Source organism: Secundilactobacillus paracollinoides, assembly GCF_001702155.1.
GTDB lineage: Bacteria > Bacillota > Bacilli > Lactobacillales > Lactobacillaceae > Secundilactobacillus > Secundilactobacillus paracollinoides.
Genome location: NZ_CP014912.1, coordinates 1,418,885 through 1,440,513, shown reverse-complemented (window position 1 = coordinate 1,440,513; position 21,629 = coordinate 1,418,885). Strand labels below are relative to the sequence as shown.

Annotated in this window: 16 protein-coding genes and 1 pseudogene; 6 read left to right on the top strand and 11 right to left on the bottom strand. The window is 48.0% G+C overall.

Annotation, left to right across the window (positions count from 1 at the left end; translation table 11 throughout):
* Nucleotides 1-57 precede the first annotated feature (57 nt).
* A complete protein-coding gene (locus AYR61_RS06025) occupies nt 58-756 on the bottom strand; it encodes a M57 family metalloprotease (RefSeq protein ID WP_065902136.1) in 699 nt (232 codons plus the stop codon).
* Between the two features lie 640 nt (nt 757-1,396).
* Complete coding sequence (locus AYR61_RS06020) at nt 1,397-2,068, bottom strand: matrixin family metalloprotease (protein WP_191982290.1); 672 nt, start codon at nt 2,066-2,068, stop codon at nt 1,397-1,399.
* Nucleotides 2,069-2,255: 187 nt separating this feature from the next.
* Here AYR61_RS06020 and AYR61_RS06015 point away from each other — a divergent pair, with 187 nt between their 5' ends.
* The 3 genes from AYR61_RS06015 to AYR61_RS06005 all read left to right on the top strand — a co-directional run bounded on the left by AYR61_RS06015 (nt 2,256) and on the right by AYR61_RS06005 (nt 6,907).
* A complete protein-coding gene (locus tag AYR61_RS06015; RefSeq protein WP_065902134.1) occupies nt 2,256-4,301 on the top strand; it encodes an ABC transporter ATP-binding protein/permease in 2,046 nt (681 codons plus the stop codon).
* 720 nt (nt 4,302-5,021) lie between these two features.
* Entirely contained in the window at nt 5,022-6,284 is a 1,263-nt protein-coding gene (locus AYR61_RS06010) for a sensor histidine kinase (protein WP_191982289.1), read from the top strand.
* Complete coding sequence (locus tag AYR61_RS06005) at nt 6,281-6,907, top strand: response regulator transcription factor (RefSeq protein WP_054711905.1); 627 nt, start codon at nt 6,281-6,283, stop codon at nt 6,905-6,907. The genes AYR61_RS06010 and AYR61_RS06005 overlap by 4 nt, the downstream gene beginning before the upstream one ends.
* Before the next feature lie 125 nt (nt 6,908-7,032).
* Here the strand turns inward: AYR61_RS06005 and AYR61_RS06000 are convergent, their stop codons facing one another.
* On the bottom strand, nt 7,033-8,373 hold the full coding sequence (locus AYR61_RS06000) for an MFS transporter (protein ID WP_156652776.1): 1,341 nt from the start codon (nt 8,371-8,373) through the stop codon (nt 7,033-7,035).
* Between the two features lie 349 nt (nt 8,374-8,722).
* Between AYR61_RS06000 and guaD the strand changes: the two are divergent.
* A pseudogene (gene guaD / locus AYR61_RS05995) lies at nt 8,723-10,085 on the top strand (guanine deaminase).
* Between the two features lie 4 nt (nt 10,086-10,089).
* A complete protein-coding gene (locus tag AYR61_RS05990) occupies nt 10,090-11,478 on the top strand; it encodes a uracil-xanthine permease family protein (RefSeq protein ID WP_065902133.1) in 1,389 nt (462 codons plus the stop codon).
* A gap of 551 nt (nt 11,479-12,029) precedes the next feature.
* Here AYR61_RS05990 and AYR61_RS05985 read toward each other — a convergent pair.
* The 4 genes from AYR61_RS05985 to AYR61_RS05970 form a co-directional block, all read right to left on the bottom strand.
* Nucleotides 12,030-12,332, bottom strand: coding sequence for a CHY zinc finger protein (locus tag AYR61_RS05985; RefSeq protein WP_054711911.1), 303 nt, complete (start codon nt 12,330-12,332; stop codon nt 12,030-12,032).
* Nucleotides 12,329-13,327: a biotin--[acetyl-CoA-carboxylase] ligase gene (locus tag AYR61_RS05980; protein WP_056987031.1), complete on the bottom strand. Its 999-nt coding sequence runs from the start codon at nt 13,325-13,327 to the stop codon at nt 12,329-12,331. Before AYR61_RS05980 ends, AYR61_RS05985 begins: the two co-directional genes overlap by 4 nt.
* A 17-nt stretch (nt 13,328-13,344) precedes the next feature.
* The gene (locus AYR61_RS05975; RefSeq protein WP_054711913.1) at nt 13,345-13,914 is read right to left on the bottom strand and encodes a biotin transporter BioY; all 570 of its coding nucleotides are present in this window, start codon (nt 13,912-13,914) and stop codon (nt 13,345-13,347) included.
* Nucleotides 13,915-14,069: 155 nt separating this feature from the next.
* Nucleotides 14,070-14,990 (bottom strand): DMT family transporter, encoded by a 921-nt coding sequence (locus tag AYR61_RS05970; protein WP_054711914.1) that lies wholly within the window; start codon nt 14,988-14,990, stop codon nt 14,070-14,072.
* Between the two features lie 172 nt (nt 14,991-15,162).
* Between AYR61_RS05970 and AYR61_RS05965 the strand changes: the two genes are divergently transcribed.
* Complete coding sequence (locus AYR61_RS05965) at nt 15,163-15,792, top strand: carbonic anhydrase family protein (protein ID WP_056987032.1); 630 nt, start codon at nt 15,163-15,165, stop codon at nt 15,790-15,792.
* Between the two features lie 1,708 nt (nt 15,793-17,500).
* Here the strand turns inward: AYR61_RS05965 and AYR61_RS05960 are convergent.
* The 4 genes from AYR61_RS05960 to AYR61_RS05945 all read right to left on the bottom strand — a co-directional run bounded on the left by AYR61_RS05960 (nt 17,501) and on the right by AYR61_RS05945 (nt 21,621).
* A complete protein-coding gene (locus tag AYR61_RS05960) occupies nt 17,501-19,123 on the bottom strand; it encodes a peptide ABC transporter substrate-binding protein (RefSeq protein ID WP_056987033.1) in 1,623 nt (540 codons plus the stop codon).
* Between the two features lie 112 nt (nt 19,124-19,235).
* Entirely contained in the window at nt 19,236-19,511 is a 276-nt protein-coding gene (locus AYR61_RS05955; RefSeq protein ID WP_065902132.1) for a hypothetical protein, read from the bottom strand.
* Between the two features lie 166 nt (nt 19,512-19,677).
* Nucleotides 19,678-20,382, bottom strand: a complete 705-nt coding sequence (locus AYR61_RS05950; RefSeq protein WP_056987034.1) for a B3/B4 domain-containing protein — start codon at nt 20,380-20,382, stop codon at nt 19,678-19,680.
* Between the two features lie 42 nt (nt 20,383-20,424).
* Nucleotides 20,425-21,621: a hypothetical protein gene (locus tag AYR61_RS05945; protein WP_065903830.1), complete on the bottom strand. Its 1,197-nt coding sequence runs from the start codon at nt 21,619-21,621 to the stop codon at nt 20,425-20,427.
* Between the last annotated feature and the right edge of the window lie 8 nt (nt 21,622-21,629).

Below are 21,629 nucleotides of genomic sequence, written 5' to 3'. Positions count from 1 at the left end.
GCCAGTTCGAGAGAAAAAAAGGGGACCAGTTTTTTATAACTGGTTCCCTTTTTTCCACTACTGTCCCTGATAAGCAGCTTTCAATCCCTTAACATCGGTACTCGTAATCGCCGAGCTCCGGTTCGCATAGTACATCACGCTCTTTTTGGTATCGGCGTGTTCCAACCCCAGCGCATGGCCAAGTTCGTGTTCAGCAACGTGTTCGCGATCCAGTTGTGAATAGTGCATTTTATTCGCAATATTTTTGTAAACGTATGAGGTCGCACCCGCCATCACGTTTAGGTTCCCCATCTTTTGAGTGGTGTGATAAGAACTAAACGTCATCCCGACAATGTCACCAGAGGTCTTGGTCGTGTCACTGTTCGCTGAAGCTAACGTAATGTTGGCTGTCTTGCCAGCTTGGACGGGCACTAATTTAACCACCTTCGTGGCATTCCAGTGTTTCACAGCACTGTTCCAAACCTGTTTATAGTACGTTGATTTATCGTTTATTTTATAAGTAATGGTCTTGCTGGTCCACCGGTACGTTGCCGGTGTGGTCATGTTAGCACCGGTCTTGAACCCGAATGACATGTGGGCAAGACTGGTGATGGCTGCTGCTTTCGAGTGACCTGTGGCCGCCGTTGCGTCAGAGACAGTTTTCACAACATCGTTAGAAGACGCTGTGGCATCAGCGGTTGCTTGAACAGCACCGGTCGTCATCGTTAATACAGTTGCAGCAATGGTTAAAATTTTGGTGAAATGGTTGTTAGTCATGGTAGAACTCCCTTTTTTATTCAATCGTTTAATGAAAAATAATTGCCGTTTTTCACGGCTCGATGTCTTTTGCTGTGCTTTTTCATAAACTCTGAATAAAAAATGTCGGGGCCCTAATCCCAACTAAGAGTTGCCATCCTATAGTATCGCGTCATTGTTACAACCACCGGCTCCGCCCGGTGGTCCGAATGGTCAAATTCAACCGGTTCCCCAACCAGAAAAATTTGGACGATTCAAACAACTTGGTGATACGCGTTGTCTTGTTTGTGTTTCAAACTTGAGCAACGATATGTATCATACCCGTTGCTGAAATGAAATACCATTCAATATTTTCACCGATTTTGAAAAAATGAAAACACTTGGAAAGTTTGTGATTTACTGTTAAAACACTGAATTGCGCATCACTGGTAATGTAATCGAATTCAGTTGTACTCAAATACTTATATTGTTAAGTATTTCAACCGTAAGTTTTAGCCAAAAAAGTTTTTAATTGAATACATTATCGTCTTGAATTGTCGAGTTTTTCTAATTTAAGTGTCATTTATTTCAAAAATATGGATTTTTAAAACGGATACATGACCTTATTTCCGCCATTTTCTTTTCGAGTTGTTGCTTATAAATTTCAAAATAAACCTTTTTTCTATTGATAGGCTTGTTTCAACCCAGCAACATCCGCCAACGTGATTGCTGATTGCCGATTAGCATAATACATAACGCTGCGTTTGCTCGCCGCGTGCGTCAGGCCCAGCGCATGCCCGATCTCATGCTCTGCCACGTGCTCGCGTTCGACCTGCGAATAGGCCATTTGCTTTGCAACGCGCTTATATAGGTATGAATGGGCGCTCGCAAGCACCGGCCGGTTGCCAATTTGCGTATTACGATGGTATGACGTATAGGTCAGTCCAATAATTTGCCCATACCCCGTAGGAATTGGCGTCACTGCCGACATCTGCAACTCAGCCGGAGCCCCCGGCTGTGCCGAAATCAGCGATACCACCCCCGCCGCATTCCAATGTTGCACCGCGCGTTGCCAAATTTGTCGGTAGTATGCCGATCTATCCGTAATGCGATAGGTCACGACACGGTCTGCCCACCGGTAAGCTGCCGGGGTCACGTAGGCGCCACCAGACTTAAAGCCGTTACTCATCCGGCGAAGTGGTACCGCCATCGCCGGGGCTGCCTGACTCACTTGGGTCGCATCCGCTGTCGTCCTTATGGCGCTGTCGTGCGTTATCACGCCACCCACCTCCATCATCAACAGTGCCACCATTCCAATGACATAAAACTTCCAATAAGATCTGAACATCATCATCACTCCTTTAGATTTAACCGCTCTAGTCATACCTACGCAGTCGATGGCTGAGACCCGCAAAATCGTTTCAAAAAAATGACATTTGCCCAAAAGGGAACCCCCAGTTGGTCTTTTGGCCGATGTGGGCAACACAAATAACCCGTATAGTTGGTCACAGTTAATCGAACAACATTGCGGGAGGCAGACATTGAGTTATTTAGAGCTAAGAGACATTCACAAATCCTACTATTTAGGTAAGGAAGAATTTCCCGTTTTAAAGGGAATCGATTTAAATTTCGATCTGGGTGAGTTTGTTTCCATCCTGGGCGAATCTGGCGGTGGAAAATCCACCCTAATGAATATTATCGGCGGTCTGGATCGCCAGTTTCAAGGCAGCGTGACCGTTGATGGCACGCGGCTGAATCACAGCGACGAAAAAGCGCTTGACCACTACCGGCGCGACACGATCGGTTACATTTACCAGGCCTACAACTTGATCGGTCACCTGACCGTCATGGATAACGTGCTGATTCCACTTGACATGACCACGTTATCTAAGGCTGACCAAAAGAAACGCGCTGCCGAACTTCTCGACCGCGTTGGTCTGAAAGATCAGGCACACAAGTATCCCAACCAGCTTTCCGGTGGGCAAAAACAGCGGGTAGCCATTGCCCGGGCGCTTGCCAGTGACCCGAAAGTCATTATCGCTGACGAACCAACCGGCGCCCTGGATTCCGAAAACACTAAGGAAGTGCTGGAGATTCTCGACGGCATCGCACAAGAAGGCCGGCTGGTCATCACTGTGACCCACTCGCAATCCGTTGCGGACGCTGGAACCCGGATCGTGCATTTGGCGGATGGAAAGATCGATAAGGATACCAAGCTGCGAGACGCCTATCCAGTGACCGATACGCCACGGTTAAAATCGCGCCTGCTACCGGCTGCGGTATCCTACACGACCGCCTACAAACACTTCAACTTCAACTTCTGGCGCAATTCACTGATCGTTTTAGGGACCGCCGTTGGCTTATTTGCTGTCATGCTGTTTTCAGGTCTTGGAAACGGGATCAGCGGGTATATCAATAAGCAGGTCAACGACCTCGTGAACCCCACGGCAGTCAGCATTAGCCGTTACCAAAAGTCAGCCACGGCAAGTACAAGCGGCAGCGGTGGCAGTAGTAAACAAGCGCAAGCCCAGCAGCAACAGGCCATGCAGCAATCTGCTTCCAGCATGACTGGCGCTTCAACGGCCAGCAGCAGTACCCCGACATTCAGTGCGACCCAACTCAAACAGCTTGGCAACATCAAGCACGTGACAGGTGTGTCAAAGGTCTACACGGCTAGCAGCGTCACCACGAGCTACAATGACAAAAAGGCAACGATCTCAAGCCTCCAAAACTGGAATGCCAGTGCAACGTCCAACACCATTAAATACGGCCATAAACCAAAGGCTGGTGAGATCGTTATCGATAAAGACAGCGTAGCCAAATCACTCTCTAAAAATCATTGGAAAGACCTGATTGGCAAAACCATCACACTGTCTTACAAGACAACAAACAAGAATGGCAAACCAGTGACCGTTAAATTCAAAGCAAAAATCGCCGGGATCACCAGTAAATCCGCGGCTGCCAGCATGGCAAGCGACAACTTTGTTAGCACCAAGACCCTCACCGCAGCAATGAACAAAGCCAACGTGAGTGACAAGGCCACCAGCACCGTTGTGAAGGTCGATAAGATCGGCAACGTCAACGGGGTCACTAAGAAGATCAATCAACTAAAGACCAACGATAAACGCCTGTACAGCGCAACCTCGGTCAACTCGATCATTAGTAAGATTCAAACTTACGTTAAACTGGCAACCAACATTCTCTCGGCCATTGCCGCCATTTCCTTAGTCGTTTCCGCCTTGATGATCATCGTCACGATGTACATGTCAGTCAGTGCGCGAACTAAGGAAATCGGGATTCTCCGAGCGTTGGGTGAATCGAAACGCGACATCCGGCGATTATTCATCAGTGAATCGCTGATCATCGGTGTACTAAGTGCAGCATTTGCCACCGTTATTGCCCTCATTGGGGAGGTGACCGTTAATCACATGCTGGCGTCAATTGCGAACTACGCTTTTGTCCAAATTACAGTCGGCAACGTTGTGACCGTCTTCGTCATCGGCGTCGTCATCTCACTTGTCACCGCCTTCCTACCAGCACGTCGGGCAGCTAAACTGAACCCGATCGATGCTTTGGCTGCGGACTAAAGTGAAATGCCGCTGCGTTGCGCCATTCGGCTCTGCAGGCTGTAGTGGGTCGCTCCGGAGCTATTGAATTTCTTTCAGAAATTCAAGGATCTCCTCCGTCTCCCGTGTTTGTAGGCGAGGAAAGGACCCTCGCCAACAAACACCGACACTACTGCCTGCAATGCCGAACGACTCCACTCCGCTACGATAGTTGTAGTCGTCAGCCATAGATGGTAAGACTTCATAAAAAAGTGTCATGGAGCCTGTTAATCAATCGCTACTTGTGACTAAAACATGGTGAGAAGCATACCTGTTAATAATCTGACTAGCAGTTGAGGGCGGATTCTCTTCGAACTTGGTTTAACGCCAATGTGATGCTCAACAAGTAGTAAAAAGTAAGCTCACCATCAGTGGAATGGAGCAATTTGGCACGGAGCTGTGGTGTCGATATCAGTTAGCGACCGTACTTTGGTCGGTTACTGATATGCGAGACGATGAAGATCCATTCGAGAGCTGCGTAGCAGAAATCGAATTAGCTTCATCGCGAGCCACTTCGACGGCCTGCCAAATTGCGGAATGTAACGGCATTTAAAGGGTCCTAAGTCATCTTAGTACCCAATCAAAAGCGTTAATGAATTGCAAACAGCACAATTTCTCAAGATTTCTCCTCAAAAATCCGTCCGGGCCACCCCGCGGCGGGTTTTTGGGTTATATTGGTGGTAATAAAAAAACGTAAAGGAAGTGACTATCGTGCACCCGACCCCTGAAAATGAGGAACAGACGCTTAAAAATCTGCGGAACATTCGTGGCCCCTTCATCATTTGGATGATCATGCTGGGATTCATGGCTATTTATGTGGTCAACTCAATTCCCCAACTATCTGATATGCGTGAACGATTCGCACCCGAATTTGTCAGTGTGAATCAATCGTTTCGGCCGTTGCTCATTATCATGGCCGTGGCGAGCATCATTTTGTCCATTTGGTTTGGCCCCTGGCTATATCAGCGCCACCACTGGCTTTTAACGGGCTGTCCAATCATGCTGATTTTCATTTACGCCGGGTTTTTGAGCCGCAGCATGCCCGTGATCATGGTCGGTACCTACCCAGTTTTAATGATTGAGACCATGATCGGCTACCACTACTCAAGACGGGTCATGACTTGCCTGACAGTCGCCTATCTCAGCATGTGGGTGGGCTACACCGCCATTGTGGGTTGGGTTCAGGGCATCATTGTGTTGTCGAGCTTCATTTTCCTAATGGCCATCGTGTTCTACTACTGGCGTTTCTATCAACACCAGGTCCAAGAACGGGAACGTGTGGAGAATCTCTACACTGAGTTGCAGTTGGCCTACAAACAGGTCGAAGCATCGACGGTTCGCGCAGAACGGCAACGGGTCGCGCGTGAACTGCACGACACATTAACGCAGGGATTGGCTGGCGTCGTTATGCAGTTGGAAGCCGCTAAAAGTTTTCTGGACCAGGGCAACGCTGACCGGGCTGAAGAAATTATCAACACGAGTATGACCACTGCCAGAACTGCCCTGCACGAGTCACGGATCACGCTGACGGATCTGCGTAGCACAACGGAGGAAAGCCTCCCCGTCCGCCTGCAGTTGGTTGCGGACGCCATTCATAAGAATTACCAGGTCACGACCACGATTCAGTTAAACGATATCCCGGATTACAGCCCATCGCAGCTGACCGAGATTACTCGCATCGTGACGGAAGCCTTAACCAACGTGGCAAAGCACGCGCAGACAGACCAAGCCATCATTAGCGGCAGTCTGACAGATGATATTTTCAAACTAAAAATTATCGATTTCGGCACCGGCTTTAACACCCACGACAAAAAAGCCCTGAAGAAAACTGGCCATTACGGTCTTCAGGGTATCTATGAACGCGCGGACCGGCTAAACGGCGTCATTACGGTCATTAGTGCCGTTGATGAAGGCACCACCGTCACGCTGACCCTGCCCGCAGACAGAAAGGAACTCGCAGAATGATCAACCTCCTCATTGTCGACGACCACCAGATCTTACGGGCGGGACTCGAACTCATTTTTGAAACCGTCACTGACATTAACGTGGTCGGCACCGCAGCCGATGGCGAAGCAGGTCGGCAAAAGGTTGCTGCCCTGCACCCCGACTTGGTGATCACAGATATTCGCATGCCGAAATTAGACGGGATCGCCCTCATTAAATCACTCCATGAGACAAATCCGGACTTACCCGTCATTGTCCTGACCACCTTCGATGACCAAAAACCGATTCAAGAAGCGATGCAGTTAGGTGCGAAAGGCTTCTTATTAAAGGATGCGGATAAGGCAACGATTCTACGCGTGATTCGCGGTGCGATGAAGGGCGAGACCTACATTGAACCAAGAATTGCTGGTAAGGCCTTTGCTGCCCCCAAACCAGCACAACCCACAGTCGTGTTATCTGAGAAAGAGCACACGATTTTAACACAGGTAGCGCAAGGCTACCATAGTAAGGAAATCGCCGAAGACTTAGCCGTCAGCGAACGCACCATCAAGTCCCATCTAACTAGCATCTACAACAAACTGGGCGTCTTTACGAGAGCGGAAGCCGTCGCGAAAGCGTTGCAATTGGTACTGATTGAGCTTTAAAACACTAAAGGTATCTAAGCAGTGGTCCAACTGCTTAGATACCTTTTTTTAATGATTAAAAATAGACTCTTGAAGCAGTGATCATCAACAAGGTCACTGCATGGAACAAAATTCACGTCCAAACCTTAACGCCCCTGAACCTGACCAAGCGACCCATCAGCGTCATGGTCGACATCTTCAGCGTCAATCGTCGACTGTTTAGACGTTTCAAACATCCGCCAGTAAACAATCAAGGAAACAAACGTCGCAAAGGCTACATAATAGAAGAATAACGATTCCAAATTAACGGAACGCAGCCAAAGGGCAACGTATTCAACGGTTCCGCCAAAGATGGCAACGGTCAGTCCATACGGAAATCCAACGCCTAGCGCCCGAATCTCAGTAGGAAACAGCTCCGCCTTAACAATCGCGTTGATCGACGTGTACCCGGAAACGATCACGACCCCTGCCAGCATCAAGAAGAATGCAGCCCAGGACGAATGCACATGCGCCAAGATGGAGAAGATCGGCACCGTAAACAGCGTGCCGCCAATACCGAACCACAGCAATAGTGGTTTCCGGCCGATTTTATCCGACAAGGCACCGAAAATCGGCTGCAAGATCAGCATGATCAACAACGCCGCAAAGTTGATCACGGCAACAACTCGCGCATTTAACCCAGTCGTGTTGATCATGAACTTCTGGAGGTAAGTGGTGTACGCATAGAAGCAGATCGTCCCACCAAAGGTCAGCCCAACGACCGTAAAGAATTGTTTCGGATACTTCATTAATAGGGTCATTGTCCCAGACTTCTTGTTTTTCGCGTTCTTAGCTTTGAACTGGTCGGATTCTTCCATGGTGAGCCGCAGCCAAAGGACCCCAACGGCGCCAATCGCACCAACCACGAACGGAATCCGCCAGCCAAACGAATAGAGCTGTGCCGTTGACAGAAAGCTCTGCAGAATAATCTGCACCAGCAGCGCAAATAACTGGCCGGAAATCAGGGTCACATATTGAAATGACGAATAGAACCCCCGCCGTTTTGGAGACGCCATTTCTGACAGGTACGTCGCCGAAGTGCCGTACTCACCGCCAAGTGACAGTCCCTGAAACAACCGCGTGACAACCAAAATGATGGGTGCCCAAACACCAATCGTCTTATAAGCTGGCGTCAGTGCGATCACTAACGACCCGGTGGCCATAATGGTCACGGACAAAGTCAGGGCAGCTTTACGCCCCTGCCGATCCGCAAACCGGCCCATCACAAACGACCCAAGCGGCCGCATCAAAAAACCGACGGCAAACACGGCAGCGGTTGATAGCAACTCAGCCGTTTTATCCTCAGCTGGGAAAAAGGCCGCCGAGAAGTACACGGCAAATGACGCGTAAACGTACCAATCAAACCATTCGATCATGTTTCCTAACGATCCCTTGAAGATATTCGCGGCAATTCGTTTTTCACTGCGTTTTACTGGTGCTGTATCCATGGACATCCCTCCAAATTATAAGATTGTCATTAGAAGATTAAAATATCATTAGAGATAATCTTACCCAATCTCGATTAAATATGCAAGTAGTGACTATTTATTAAGGGTCATGAAACCGAGCACATTCCCTGCCACACGGCGATTTTAAGCAATAAATAAAATTCATATTACAAAATTAATACTCACTGTAAAATTAGAATTTAAATAGTTCGTGTTTAACCGTTGAACCTTACTCCTGTAATGCTTATAATAGCCAACAAAGCATTTCTGCGAATGTTTCATTAGGGTGTCTAATGAAAGTTCGTTATTGTAATTTTTCTAAGGTTGCAAATGCTCAAGTCAATTAAATATGGAGGCGATTCCGATTTCATTTATGAGAGTCATTGAGGGTTCCCTTTTTACGTCGACCAGTCCAACCACGGTATCCTATCAGGAACACCAGTTGATCTGTATCGACGACAGTGGTTACATTGAACGAATCATTGCCCGAACCGAACCGGACTTCGAGTCAGTCCGGCAGGCAGCTTCCAGGTCTGATACCCTGGTGACACTCGCTGCCGATCAATATATACTCCCCGGTTTCATTGACTTACACATCCACGCGCCACAATGGCCAAATGCCGGACTGGCGCTGGATCGACCACTTAACGAATGGCTTGATACGTATACTTTCCCGCTGGAGGCTAAGTATGCGGACCCGGCGTTCGCGAAACGCATTTACGATGCCCTGGTCTCGAGACTACTCAGTAACGGGACCACCACCGCGCTCTTCTTCGGCACTATCCATAATCCAGCGAATCTTGAACTGGCAAAAGCGTGCATCAGACATGGTCAACGTGGATTTATCGGAAAAGTTGCCATGGATAAATCCGAGGGAGACGCCAACTTATTACCAGGACGCATCCGCCCAGGTCGCTGTGGACCAAACTGAACAGTTTATCCATCAGTTAGCAGATTTAAATCGCACCACTGACTTGAAACAAACCCCGGTGATCACACCGCGATTTGTCCCAAGTTGTACCCCGGCATCCTTGCAGGGGCTGGGCGATTTAGCTCAAAAGTACGACTTGCCCGTCCAATCCCACTGCAGTGAATCTGATTGGGAAAACGGGTTTGCGCTCGAGCACTACCATATGCGCGACGCCGACGTACTTGACCGGTACGGCCTCCTCACTGATAAAGCGGTGATGGCTCACGGAACACTACTAAACGAGCAGGATTACCAGTTGTTTAAGACCCGGCAGGTTGCCATTGCGCACTGCCCGATCTCAAACGTCTACTTTGGTAATGCTGTGCTGCCAGTGAAACGGATCCTGAATCACCAGCTCAAAATGGGCTTAGGAACTGATATTTCTGGTGGTTATTCGCCAAGTTTGTATCACAATATTCGTCAAGCAGTCATGTCTTCTCGCATGTTGCAAGACGGCGTGGATAATCAGCTAGCTGCTGATCACCGCGGTGTGGCTAACAGTGCCATCACCGCAAAGGCCGCGTTTTACATGGCAACGTTTGGCGGTGCCGAAAGTTTACATCTTAAGACTGGAAAGATCGCACCAGGTTACCTGGCCGATCTCCAAATCGTCCAATTGTCGACCCACATAATTCCACCTGACAAGGACGACGACATCTTTGACGCGTTACTGTATCAGACAGAAGAACAAGATATTGTTCAAGTTTACGTTCAAGGAAAACAAACCAAGGGAGAATTATAATCATATGAATCGCAATGAAAATGGCTTACTTTATGGACCAGACGATAAAGTTTCGTACACTCAGTCAGGATTTTTAGGCTTACAACACGTGTTGGCAATGGACGTTTACGTCGCACCACTTATCATGGCCGGCCTGTTGTCAATGACACTCGCACAAAAGACTGGTTTCCTTCAAGCTGCTTTCATCGCAGCCGGTATCGGGACGATCTTGCAAACGAAATTCTTCATGAAGCTGCCCGTATCACAAGGGCCTTCGTTCGTTCCTGTGGGCGCCGTAGCTGGGGTCTACCTCGCTAACGGCGGCGTTCACGGCGGTATGGCGACCGTTCTTGGCTCGCTTGTCGTCGGATCTCTGTTACTGGTTATCTTAGGCGTCTCTGGCGTCTTCCAAAAGATCATCAACTTGTTAGTCCCCGCCATCGTTGGCGGAACCATCATCACTTGTGTTGGCTTGTCCTTATTGCCAGGCGCCTTGAATGACAACATTTTTCACGCCGGCGGTAATGTGAACACCAACATCATCATCGCAGCATCAACTGCTGCCGTTATGTTACTTGCAATTATTCTCAGTGTCCGGGTACCACAATTGAAGAAAGTGCTCAAGGTGAGTTCCATCGTCATTGCCTTGATTGCCGGTTCAATTGTCGCAACCGCCATGGGTAAATTTGACTGGACCCCAGTTCAAAAAGCGGCGTGGTTCGCACTGCCGCAATACACGTCACTGCACTACGGCCTTCACTTCTCACTGCCAGCTATTTTGACATTCGTTGTCATCTACATGGTTTTGACCACTGAAACGACCGGGACATGGTTCGCCATGAGTGCCGTTACAGGTGAAAAGATTACCGACAAGCAGTGGAACCGCGGGATCATCGGAGAAGGTCTGAGCTGTTTGATTTCAGCCCTTCTCGGTGCCACCCCAATGACCGGGTACTCAACCAACGCTGGTGTCGTTTCCGTCACTGGTGTTGCCAGCAAACGTGTCTTCGTCTCCGCTGGTATCTGGTTCATGGTCTTAGGCTTCTGCGGCAAGTTATCCGCCTTTTTGGCTGCTGTTCCAGCACCAGTTATCGGCGGTGTTTACTCCATTATCTGTGTGGTCATCATGTTGAACGGCTTAAACGTCATTCGTAATCTGGCCACTTCAGACAGTGCCATCTACGTGATCGGAATTCCGATTGTGTTGACCATGGCCGTTGTTCTGGTACCTTCAAAGGTCGTTAGTGAAGCCCCACAAATGATTCAATATCTGTTAGGCTCACCGATCACGATCGGCGCTATCAGCGCCATTCTCATGAATTTATTCATGTCTAAATCTAGCAAACAAACTGTAAAAAAATCTGAAACCGCTGCTGATTCAGATACTTCTGTGGAAGCAACAGCGGGAAGATAGCGTGTAAAATAAGGCGTTTTGAGGGCGAAAAATCTTTCCAATTTTAGGTGATAGTCCGTTGCATTCCGCAATTTGGCACTCCGCTGAAGTGGCTCGCGATGAAGCTAATTCGATTTCTGCTGCGCAGCTCTCGAATGGATCTCCATCGACTCGCACATCAGTAACCGACCGAAGAACGGTCGCTAACTAATGTCGACACCACAGCTCCGTGCCAAATTGCTCCATTCCACTGATGTTGAGCTTATTTTCTACCAATGATTAAGCATCACAATGGCGTTAAACCAAGTTTGAAGAGAATCCGCCCTCGACTGCTGCCAACCTTCTTGACAGCAATGCTTCACGCCAAAGCTAACTTAGCATTAGCGATTAACCAACTGGTATTTGAATCTTCCAATAACAGAAAGACTCCTTGTGTAACCTGTTTCGGCAATAGAGAACAGCACACAAAAAGGACCATCATCGCGATGGTCCTTTTTTTCATATCTAAGTTTTAAAGAAGAACAAAGAAGTCTGAAAAATAGCACAATTCTAAACTGTGCTATCCAAGTAATTCACTTAAAATAAACACCCCAATGCCCCTCACACTTCGGATTAAAAGCCGCTCGACAATTCGGACAAGTCCCCTGCTGATATGCAGCAAATGACATCACCGTGTGACAAAGCCCACACATTACTGGATCATCATCCTTATCACACGCAACAAACTTGTGGTCACACAACGCATCATGGCACTGGTAGCACGCAAAGTAGGCCTGACACTGTTGACATTTCAACCCAGCAATATCGTTTTCCTGATGGTAATGCACACACCGCCCAGCGTCATCCGTTTCCAACCCGTAAATCACTTGTGTCATTTCTGAGAATCCTCCTGCTGACCGGCGTAATGCACTTTGGTCACCTCGCCGCTGGTAAACGTGCGCAGCTCACCGTCAGTCGTTTTAATGGTCAGCGCGCCATCGGCCTCAATCTGTTGCGCCACGCCAACCACCGTTTCGTCACCCAGTTGTAGGTGGACTTCCCGACCTAACACAACGGCGTGTTGCCGATAGGCGTCAAGATATTCCGGATTTGCATAGTCCATGTAGTGCGCCGCAATCGTTTCAATGAGTCGACTCACCAATAAATTCCGGTCTACCGGCGTCGCACTCATACTGGTCACCTTAGCCTTGAGGTCATTCGGAAACAGCTGGGTCGCCACATTCATCCCGATACCGACCACAAAAGCTGCTGTCGAGCTGGATTCCAAATCCAAAACTGCTTCAGTCAGGATACCAACCACCTTTTTGTGATTCAGATAAATGTCGTTGACCCACTTATACTGAAAGTCCTGGTCCGGGAAAAACTGCCGGAGAACATCCGTGATCAAAACGGCAAAGGTCGTGGTCATCAACCCAGCTTTTGGCCATTCATGAGTCGGATTTGGCAAGATCATGCTGAAGTAAAGGCCAGTTTCTGCCGGCGAAAAAAACGCTCTGCCACGCCGACCATAGCCCTCAGTTTGCGCGTTTGCCACAAACACCGTGGGCTGCGTAACTTGATGATGACTCAAGAACGCCTTAGCAACGCTTTGCGTCGACGTTACTTCATCATCAACGTACAATCGACCTGCGAAATCCTGATTCGTATAGTAGTTGATAATTGCCGCATTAAGCGATGCATTTTTAACGAACCGGTAGCCCATATTTTTCCGGCTTTCAATCTCATTACCCTGTTTTCGCAACGTATTGATGGCTTTCCAAACAGACTCCCGGCTAATTTCTAACTGGGTCGCTAGGGCATCACCCGAAAGCCAAGAGTCGGCGTGTTCAATTAACTGAATCAAGATTTTTTGTGCTGTTGTTTGTTTCAAAATTGAGCCTCCGTGAATTAAAAAATTGAGCTGCTTTTTCGCAATCGGCGAACCAAAATTACTGAAATGATGGCCTTAATCGTATCACCAGGAATAAAGGCAATACTGGACGTCAAACTTGCGGACAAGGCAATGTTAGATTGCGCGGATACCCAAATTGCACCGAGGCCATCAACAAACAAAACGCCAAACAACCAAACAATGGCAAGTTCGACCAGCCAATACAGTTCGCCGCTGCGGCCCGTGAGTTTGAGCCCCCAACCAATTAACAACGGTACCAGCACCCAGGCAACGATGTACCCGCCAGTTGGGCCGATCATGGTCGCCAAGCCGCCACGTCCGCCAGACAGCAGTGGCAGCCCAAGCGCAACCAACACCAAAAACAGCCAAACAGCAAGACTGCCATTTCGTGGTCCCAGTAATTCGCCAGCGATCATAACGCCAATATTTTGAAGCACAATGGGCACCGGAATGATGCCAAGTGGAATACCGGGGAACAGCCCCAGAACGATTAAAATCGCAATCATCGTTGCCACCATCGTGAGGTCGCGAACGGAGAGTTGCGTGATGCCTTGCTTATTTGTCATGTTAAACTCCAATCAATCCTACATATTCTATAATCTGTCACGATTGATTATAGCGAACTGTAACCCTAATTTCAATATTAGGGTTACAATTAACAGACAAGGCATCAAAAACACCGGCAAGCGATAGCCATCGGTCACTGGTTTTTTCTGGTTCATTATGATTTAGCGCTTCGCTTCAACCATCTAGGCAAGCCATTCACGGCAAGCGCTTGAAGAAACGCAGTAGCGAGGATCATGACGCCGCCCAACGCTTCCGGTAACCCAAAGGCAGTGTGCAGCAAAACCACTGATAGTACGGTGGCCGTAAAGGGTTCAAACGAACTTAACATGCCAGTTGTTGACGGTTTTAGATATTTTAAGCTCTGCAGGTACAGCAAATAAGCAAACATGGTGCCTACCGTTGCCACAAAGAACACGCCAGCCCAACCAATTACGGGTAGTTTTGGTAATGGCGTCGTCACTAAATGCGGTAAAAATGCCACGCTGCCAATCAACATTGCCCATCCCGTCACGATTTTAGCGTCAAACGTTTTTAACAAGCGAATCGGAATTAGCGTGTACAGCGCTTGACCGACACCCGCCATGACACCCCAAAAGATTGCTGGCGGCGCTAATTGCAGACTGGTGAACTGGCCCTTAGTCACCAATAAATAGGTGCCAAACAGCGCAATGATCATCGAAATGGCATCAATGCGCCGCGGCAGTTGCCAGTTTGCGATTGCCAAATAAATAATAATAAACAGTGGACCTAAGAATTGCAGGATCGTTGCCGTTGGCGCATTGCCGTATTTCACCGCCATGAAGTATGAAAACTGTGATGGCACCATACCGAATAGTGCGAAGGCAATTAGCAGCAGACCGTCTCGCTTATGGTGCCAAACAGTCATTACCTGTTTGGGCGTCGTAATGGCACTCCAGCCAAGCAGCAACACTCCTGATATTAGTAAGCGCACACCCACTAACCAGCCCGGTTCCACAGGTTGGCGTGAAAATAGAAACTGGGCAGCACACCCAGACATGCCCCAAAATGTTGTTCCAACAATGGCACAGATGAGTCCCTTCGTTTTCGTTGTCATTGCCGTTCTTCCTCTCAATTAAAAGTCTATGAGAATTATGCTATTGAATTAATGATGATTTGTAAAGACTTAATTTATGTTCATTATTAAAAAGAACGCGTATTTTGCGGTAATCGTCGGGATTCTGTATTAAAATAAGACTTACGATACCGTTTTCAGAGAGGATGATTCTATGACCGACTATCATCAACAAGCTGACTGGACCACGGTTAACGACCACCAGTCACCCATCGACATTGATACAGCCAACACCGTTGTCATCAATCAGTACTTACCATTTACCATGAATAATAAGCACCATCTAAAATTAGACCGTGATGACGGCACGACAATTCAAGTCACAGGAACCGGCCACGCCAGCATTTTCAACCGGCCGTTCCACTTCGTTCAACTGCATTTCCACTGGACATCGGAACATTTAATTGACGGGGAAACCACGCCACTAGAGATTCACATGGTCTACCAATCAAGCATTGGCCAACTCTGTGTTGTTTCGTTGATGGTCAAACACGGACCAGCGGACGAAACGTTGCAGGAGATTATCGATAATTTCAAACCGGATGAGGATATCCCGGTTGAATTTTTGATCAAAAATTGGGTCCACGAAAAAAGCTACGGTTTCCACTACTTGGGATCCTTAACCACCCCGCCGTTGACTGAAGGTGTGGAGTGGGTCGTCATTACAAACCCACTAGTAACGGCTAGTGTGGACCAGCTTGCCTGGTTTAAAAAACACTTCGCATCAAATGATCGGACTGTTCAGGAATTGAATGGACGGGTGGTTGAGTGGTATCAGGAGTAGAGTGTGGAAGAAGGCGTTTAAGGGGCAGAATGTAATGGGCTCTGGCGGAAATGCCCGAACTTGGCATTTGTGCCAGAGTCCATTACATGGCCGCCCCTTGCCTTCTGGAACACGTTTCGGCTCCGTTGCCAAGAAAGCCGCAGCCAGCACCACACGCTCAAAAAAGGCCACAATCAACCTCACTCCTTTACAATGCAAAAAGTCGCAAGCCCATGTTATAATGAGTTTGCGACCTCGGGAAGTACTGGACATACTTCCCTCGTAGAGTATATTCGGTAATGGCCGCTTCAGGTTTAAATATTTAATGCATTAACCGTCAGCTGCGCACCAGCTTGGCGGTTATTTTTGTTTCTTGTCCCTAACTATGACCACAATTAGCGTTAGGTTCTACAATGCTCATTTCATCCCTTTTCAATACAAAAAGTCGCAAGCCCATGTTATAATGAGTTTGCGACCTCGGGAAGTACTGTAATACTTCCCTCGTAGAGTAAATTCGGTAATGGCCGCTTCAGGTTTAAATATATAGTAATTTTAACCGTCAGCTATCGCTCAGCTTGGCGGTTGTTTTTGTTTCTTGTCCCTAACTATGACCACAATCAGCGTTATTAACGCGATATCATGCATCGCGAAAGCTAGCGCAAATTGTAACGTATCCTGAATGGACACTGGCCCTTCTCCTTTCCACTCAGATTCTTGATCACTACTTAAAAAACACTCATAGTAACCACCCCCTTGTCTGGAGCTACCACCGCCGAACTATTCTATTGATGCTAGTATAACTAATAATTGGTCTAGACATATTAAAATTAAATTAATGAATGCAAAAAAGCACGCGAGATTTTTTGGGGTTCTCGCGTGCTTTTTTCATTGGATTCTTTTCTGTGTTTAATCTGTTTTTTGGTGTGTTTGCGATGGTGACTGTAAGGTAAAAACTAACTCTGGAAAGCTGTTGTTTGGGCATTGATGCTGTTGAGTGCTTCTGGCCGCTGGCTTTCTTGGTCTCATTGCCGAAACGTGTTCAGCAGGGCAAGGGGCGGCCATGTAACGGACTCTGGCAAAAATGCCAAACCCAGGCATTTCTGTTATTGAGTGCTTTTGGCTTCTAGTTTTCTAGGCCTCATTGCCGAAACGTGTTTCTCGGCAAGGGGCGGCCATGTAACGGACTCTGGCAAAAATGCCAAACCCAGGCATTTCTGTTATTGAGTGCTTTTGGCTTCTAGTTTTCTAGGCCTCATTGCCGAAACGTGTTTCTCGGCAAGGGGCGGCAATGTAACGGACTCTGGCAAAAATGCCAAACCCAGGCATTTCTGCTATTGAGTGCTTTTGACTGCTGGCTTTCTTGGCCTCATTGCCGAAACGTGTTCCGCAGGGCAAGGGACGGCCATGTAACGGACTCTGGCAAAAATGCCAAACCCAGGCATTTCTGCTATTGAGTGCTTTTGGCTGCTGACTTTCTTGGCCTCATTGCCAAAACGTGTTCCGCAGGGCAAGGGGCGGCCATGTAACGGACTCTGGCAAAAATGCCAAACCCAGGCATTTCTGCTATTAAGTGCTTTTGGCTGCTGACTTTCTTGGCCTCATTGCCGAAACGTGTTCCGCAGGGCTGAGGACTACTGCGTAAGGCACTTCGACCCAAAAAGTCAGGCCCGGACTTTTCGGGTCAAAGTGCCTTACGCTCCGCCCTCAAAGCGCCCTGCTCCACACTCTACTACTTCAAATACGCCCTAGTATAATCCGCAAATCCAGCAACATGATACTCAACCCCAGTCAACTTCGGGTTCACCAAATGCGATTCCTTCACGTAGTACAACGGAATGATACCCATTTGCGATTGCAGGCGCTTTTCAGCCGCTCTCAAATCACGCCAATACGTGGATTGGTTACCCGCCTTCTTGGCATCCGCCACTAATTTATCATAGGTTTGATCACTATAGTGACCCGGATTCATCGTGTTGCCGGATGTTAGAATGCCCAGATAGTTGATTGGATCGGCGAAATCTGCCAGCCAGTACCACTGACTCAACGAGAAGTTACCGTTAGTCTTCTTATCCTGGAAGCCCTTATCAGGTAAATTACTGATTTCTACTTTCACATTTGGTAGATTTTCCTGAATCTGGCTTTGCACAAATTGGGCAACATTCTTCGTCACATCCTGGTCATCGCCAATGATCGACAACTTCAGCGTCCCAGTGATATTGGCTTCCTTGCGGCCTTCAGCCCACAGTTGCTTGGCCTTGGTCACATTCTGCGCAGTCGACGTACTCGTTTCCTTGCTGAAATCCTTACCCGTCGTTGGATCTGTCGAAGTCCCCGGACTCACAAAACTGCTGGCTGGCGTTGAACCGTCAGCGAGGACTTTGCTGGTCAGAGATTTCCGGTTGATGGCCAGAGAAATGGCCTGCCGCAACTTCTTGTTGGCCAGTGGTTGACCGTTACGCTGGTTGACTTGCAGGTAGTAGGTCCAGGCCTTTGGTACCGACTTCAGGTCCTTGTTCTTCTGCAGATTCTTAGCCGTTACACCAGAAATCGTCGCATCATCCAGTTTGCCAGACGTAAACAAATTGTGCGCTGTATTGGCATCCTTGACGGTCTGATACTTAATTTCATCTAGCTTGATAGCCTTCTTATCCCAGTAATGGGTATTCTTCTTTAACGTATACGTGTCGTTCGTCCCGGTCCAGCCAGTGATCTTAAACGCGCCATTTGAAACGGTATTCTTGGAAGATGTCCCGTAGTTTTTCACGCCCACCTTCTGCACAAAGGTCTTATCCTGTGGCATGAAGACTGGCATGGCCATTAACTTATTAAAGTAGGTCATCGGGTGGTCCAAGGTAATCGTCAAGGTTCGCTTGCCGGTTGCTTTGATACCAAGCGTTTTGTATGACTTCTTACCCGCGATGATGGCATCCGCGTTCTTGATCCCACTGAAAATATACGTATAAACTGGATTGTTTTTTGGATTCAGCGACCGTTTCCAAGAATACTCAAAGTCAGCCGCAGTGACCGGATCCCCGTTGCTCCATTTGGCATCCTTGCGAATATGGAAGACGTACTTAGTGCCGTTTGCCGTTGGTTTAACGATTTTCGTTGCCATGGCCGCCACAGGTTGATTCTTACTATTCAGACGGTACAGCCCCTCTGAAATGTTAGTCAGCGTGTTAAATTCTGGCATGGTGGCTTGGTTGGTGTTATCCAAGCTTGTCAGGTCGGACGTCTGCATCAGCGAGATCGACTTCTTGGAGGTCGACTTGCCATTGTTGCCACAGGCAGCCAATAAGACGCCAGCTAGCAACACGCTGGTGCCGAGTAGCAATTTTTTAAAACGTTTCACGATGATTCCCCCTCTTTTTGAGTCTTAACTGGTTCTATTTTACCAAATTAAATGTGAAAACGCTTAGAAAATCTATTGATAGTGTTGGATTACGACGCTAAAAAAGCGCTACTCAATCGAACTGAGCAGCGCTTGTCATCGTGACGGTGACAGTCATCACACGGTCATTTTTATTCAGTATCCAATTATCGGGATCTTGTGGCTTAGGATAGGGTTTTTCACCATCCAACATTGTGACAATCGCATTTTTCGACCAATATGCTGCCTCAGCGAAAGTCGTGCCTTGCGTCACCATTTCAGGAATATTTGGTGATGTTGCACCGAAATAGTGACCATCTTCATCGTTAAATTCAGTAATAATGACTGGATACGTAAGCTGTTTTACCATCTGTTGGCCTCCTTGTGTGCCGAAGGTGTTGCCGTCATGGTCATCTTACGCAATATGCGTGACCTACGCTAGTCGGTTGATTCAAGCAGGTTACAAATAATTCTGGTTATAGCCTTACCATTTAACGACCTTGACATTAGCGTCGATTCTCCGCCCTGTACCATTCTCAGTCATAATCTACCGCACGATGCGCCTCATCAACATAAACCGTCTCCGTCTGCGCCCCCAAATACTGCTCAATTTGACTGGTCAGTTGATTCACAGCTGCTTCATGATCCGCCTGCCACTCCGGCTTCAAACACTCAATGTACATCGTAGCAGCGGTAGTATCATCGCGGGTCTCGACCCGTTCAGCATCGCGCCAGCACCAGCAGCGACTCACAACACCAGCGTCGTCTGCGTAGATGACTTCCCCATCCAATGCCGGTTCCGGTTCATCTTCACTGATAGCCTGAAAGGGTTCGCCGCCCTTGGCTACCGTTAAACGGATATCGCCTTGAATCGATGCCGTATCCAGACTTGCGACTGGAAAACCCGTTCGCAGCGAGCACGCATTATACAGATCCACCATGGGGTCGATCGACCGCACAGGATTGCCGTTCTTTGAGCGTTTCAGCAAATTTTCTACGGCACAGCGGGCGCCCTTCTTGGTCTTGAACTTCCGAAACGCCTCGCGCCACTCGTGAATCAGCGGATTGGCACTGATTGGATCATCGGGAATTAAATCCGCAACGTGCGCATTTGCGTCCTCTAAGATCGACGCAGGCAACTGACCGTGGTCCTGATTGTCCAACCCAGTTACCCGGATCAACGCAATGCGGACCTCCGGAAAAATATCCCAAAATGGTTTTTCAACAACGAACTGACTCATCGTAAGCACATCCCTTCACTATTTTTGTTGCAGTCGCCACTATTATAACAGGTCTTTGTCATTTTCAGAAGGCTTGATCTTCGCTTTGACATAAAACACCCGCGTTCCGCGGCCGATCAGCTGTTGCAAAAGCTGCAATAGCATGACCACCCAGCCAAACGATAGCGCGAACCCAATAATTTCAAACGCGGTCAGCGAAAGGTAACCGATCCCCTGAAATAAAATATCAGCGGCGACCAAAATTGCGCCAATCGTGTAAGACAATGTCAAAAATTCGCGCGTCACTCCGGGCAGTAACCAGCGAATGCCGACAATCAAAACGATGATGAAGTAGACCAGAAACCCTGCCACCTTATCGTGCATGTAATGTGACGCAGCGTTGTTTGGAAAAAAACCAACGGCGCCAAGGTCAACCGCCATCAATGTCAAAATACTGCGTAAAATATTCAGCCGCCAAGAGTGCGGATAAATGGCATGCAGCGAGACGAAAATATAGTCTACTAGGGCAACCATGATCAACGCGGAGAAGATCAACGTAATGTTAAATTGCCAACTGTTGCTGGCCAACTTTGTCCCCAGGAAGCTGAGATTATACTGCCACCAGCGCCGCGATGTGTTAGATGCCATGGCGATCAGCACGTCGCTGACGATGACTAATGTGAATAGCCGGATCAAAATATTCGGCGCCAGCGAAAAAGCCAGCAGGATCATCAAGTAGTTAATGATCGTTTCAAAAACGAAAAAGATGATCGTTGCCGTCAACCGGTCAAAAGATAACCCGTCAAACATCGTTTCAAATAACCAGAAACTTCCCAATAACGTGAGCCCCAAAATTAAAGCAAACGACAAAATAATGACCGGAAAATTCCGCCAGTAGATGTTCTGTGAAAATGTGTTGGTCTGGTTGCGTCGTTCCCGGACGAAAAAGATGCCAAATAATATGGTGCCCATAATGACGCCTAGCAGGATCGTCCCCGTCGCTAACGAGGTGTTCCCGCTCAACGGAATCTGATTATCTCCCCGAACAGCGAAGAACCCATTAAACAATAGACTGCAGGCAACCGCTGGCAGGACGAACCACGCTAATGAAATGCGTTGGTATAACGAAATTTCACTGGCGTGGGATTGAATCAGCGCGTCGTTATTACGCAACGTGATCTTCACCTGGTCGCCATCCTTTAATTCAAGTTGTTGTGTAACTTTTTGCGGCAGTTTAAGCCGAACTTTTTGTTCTGACATGTGTGGTT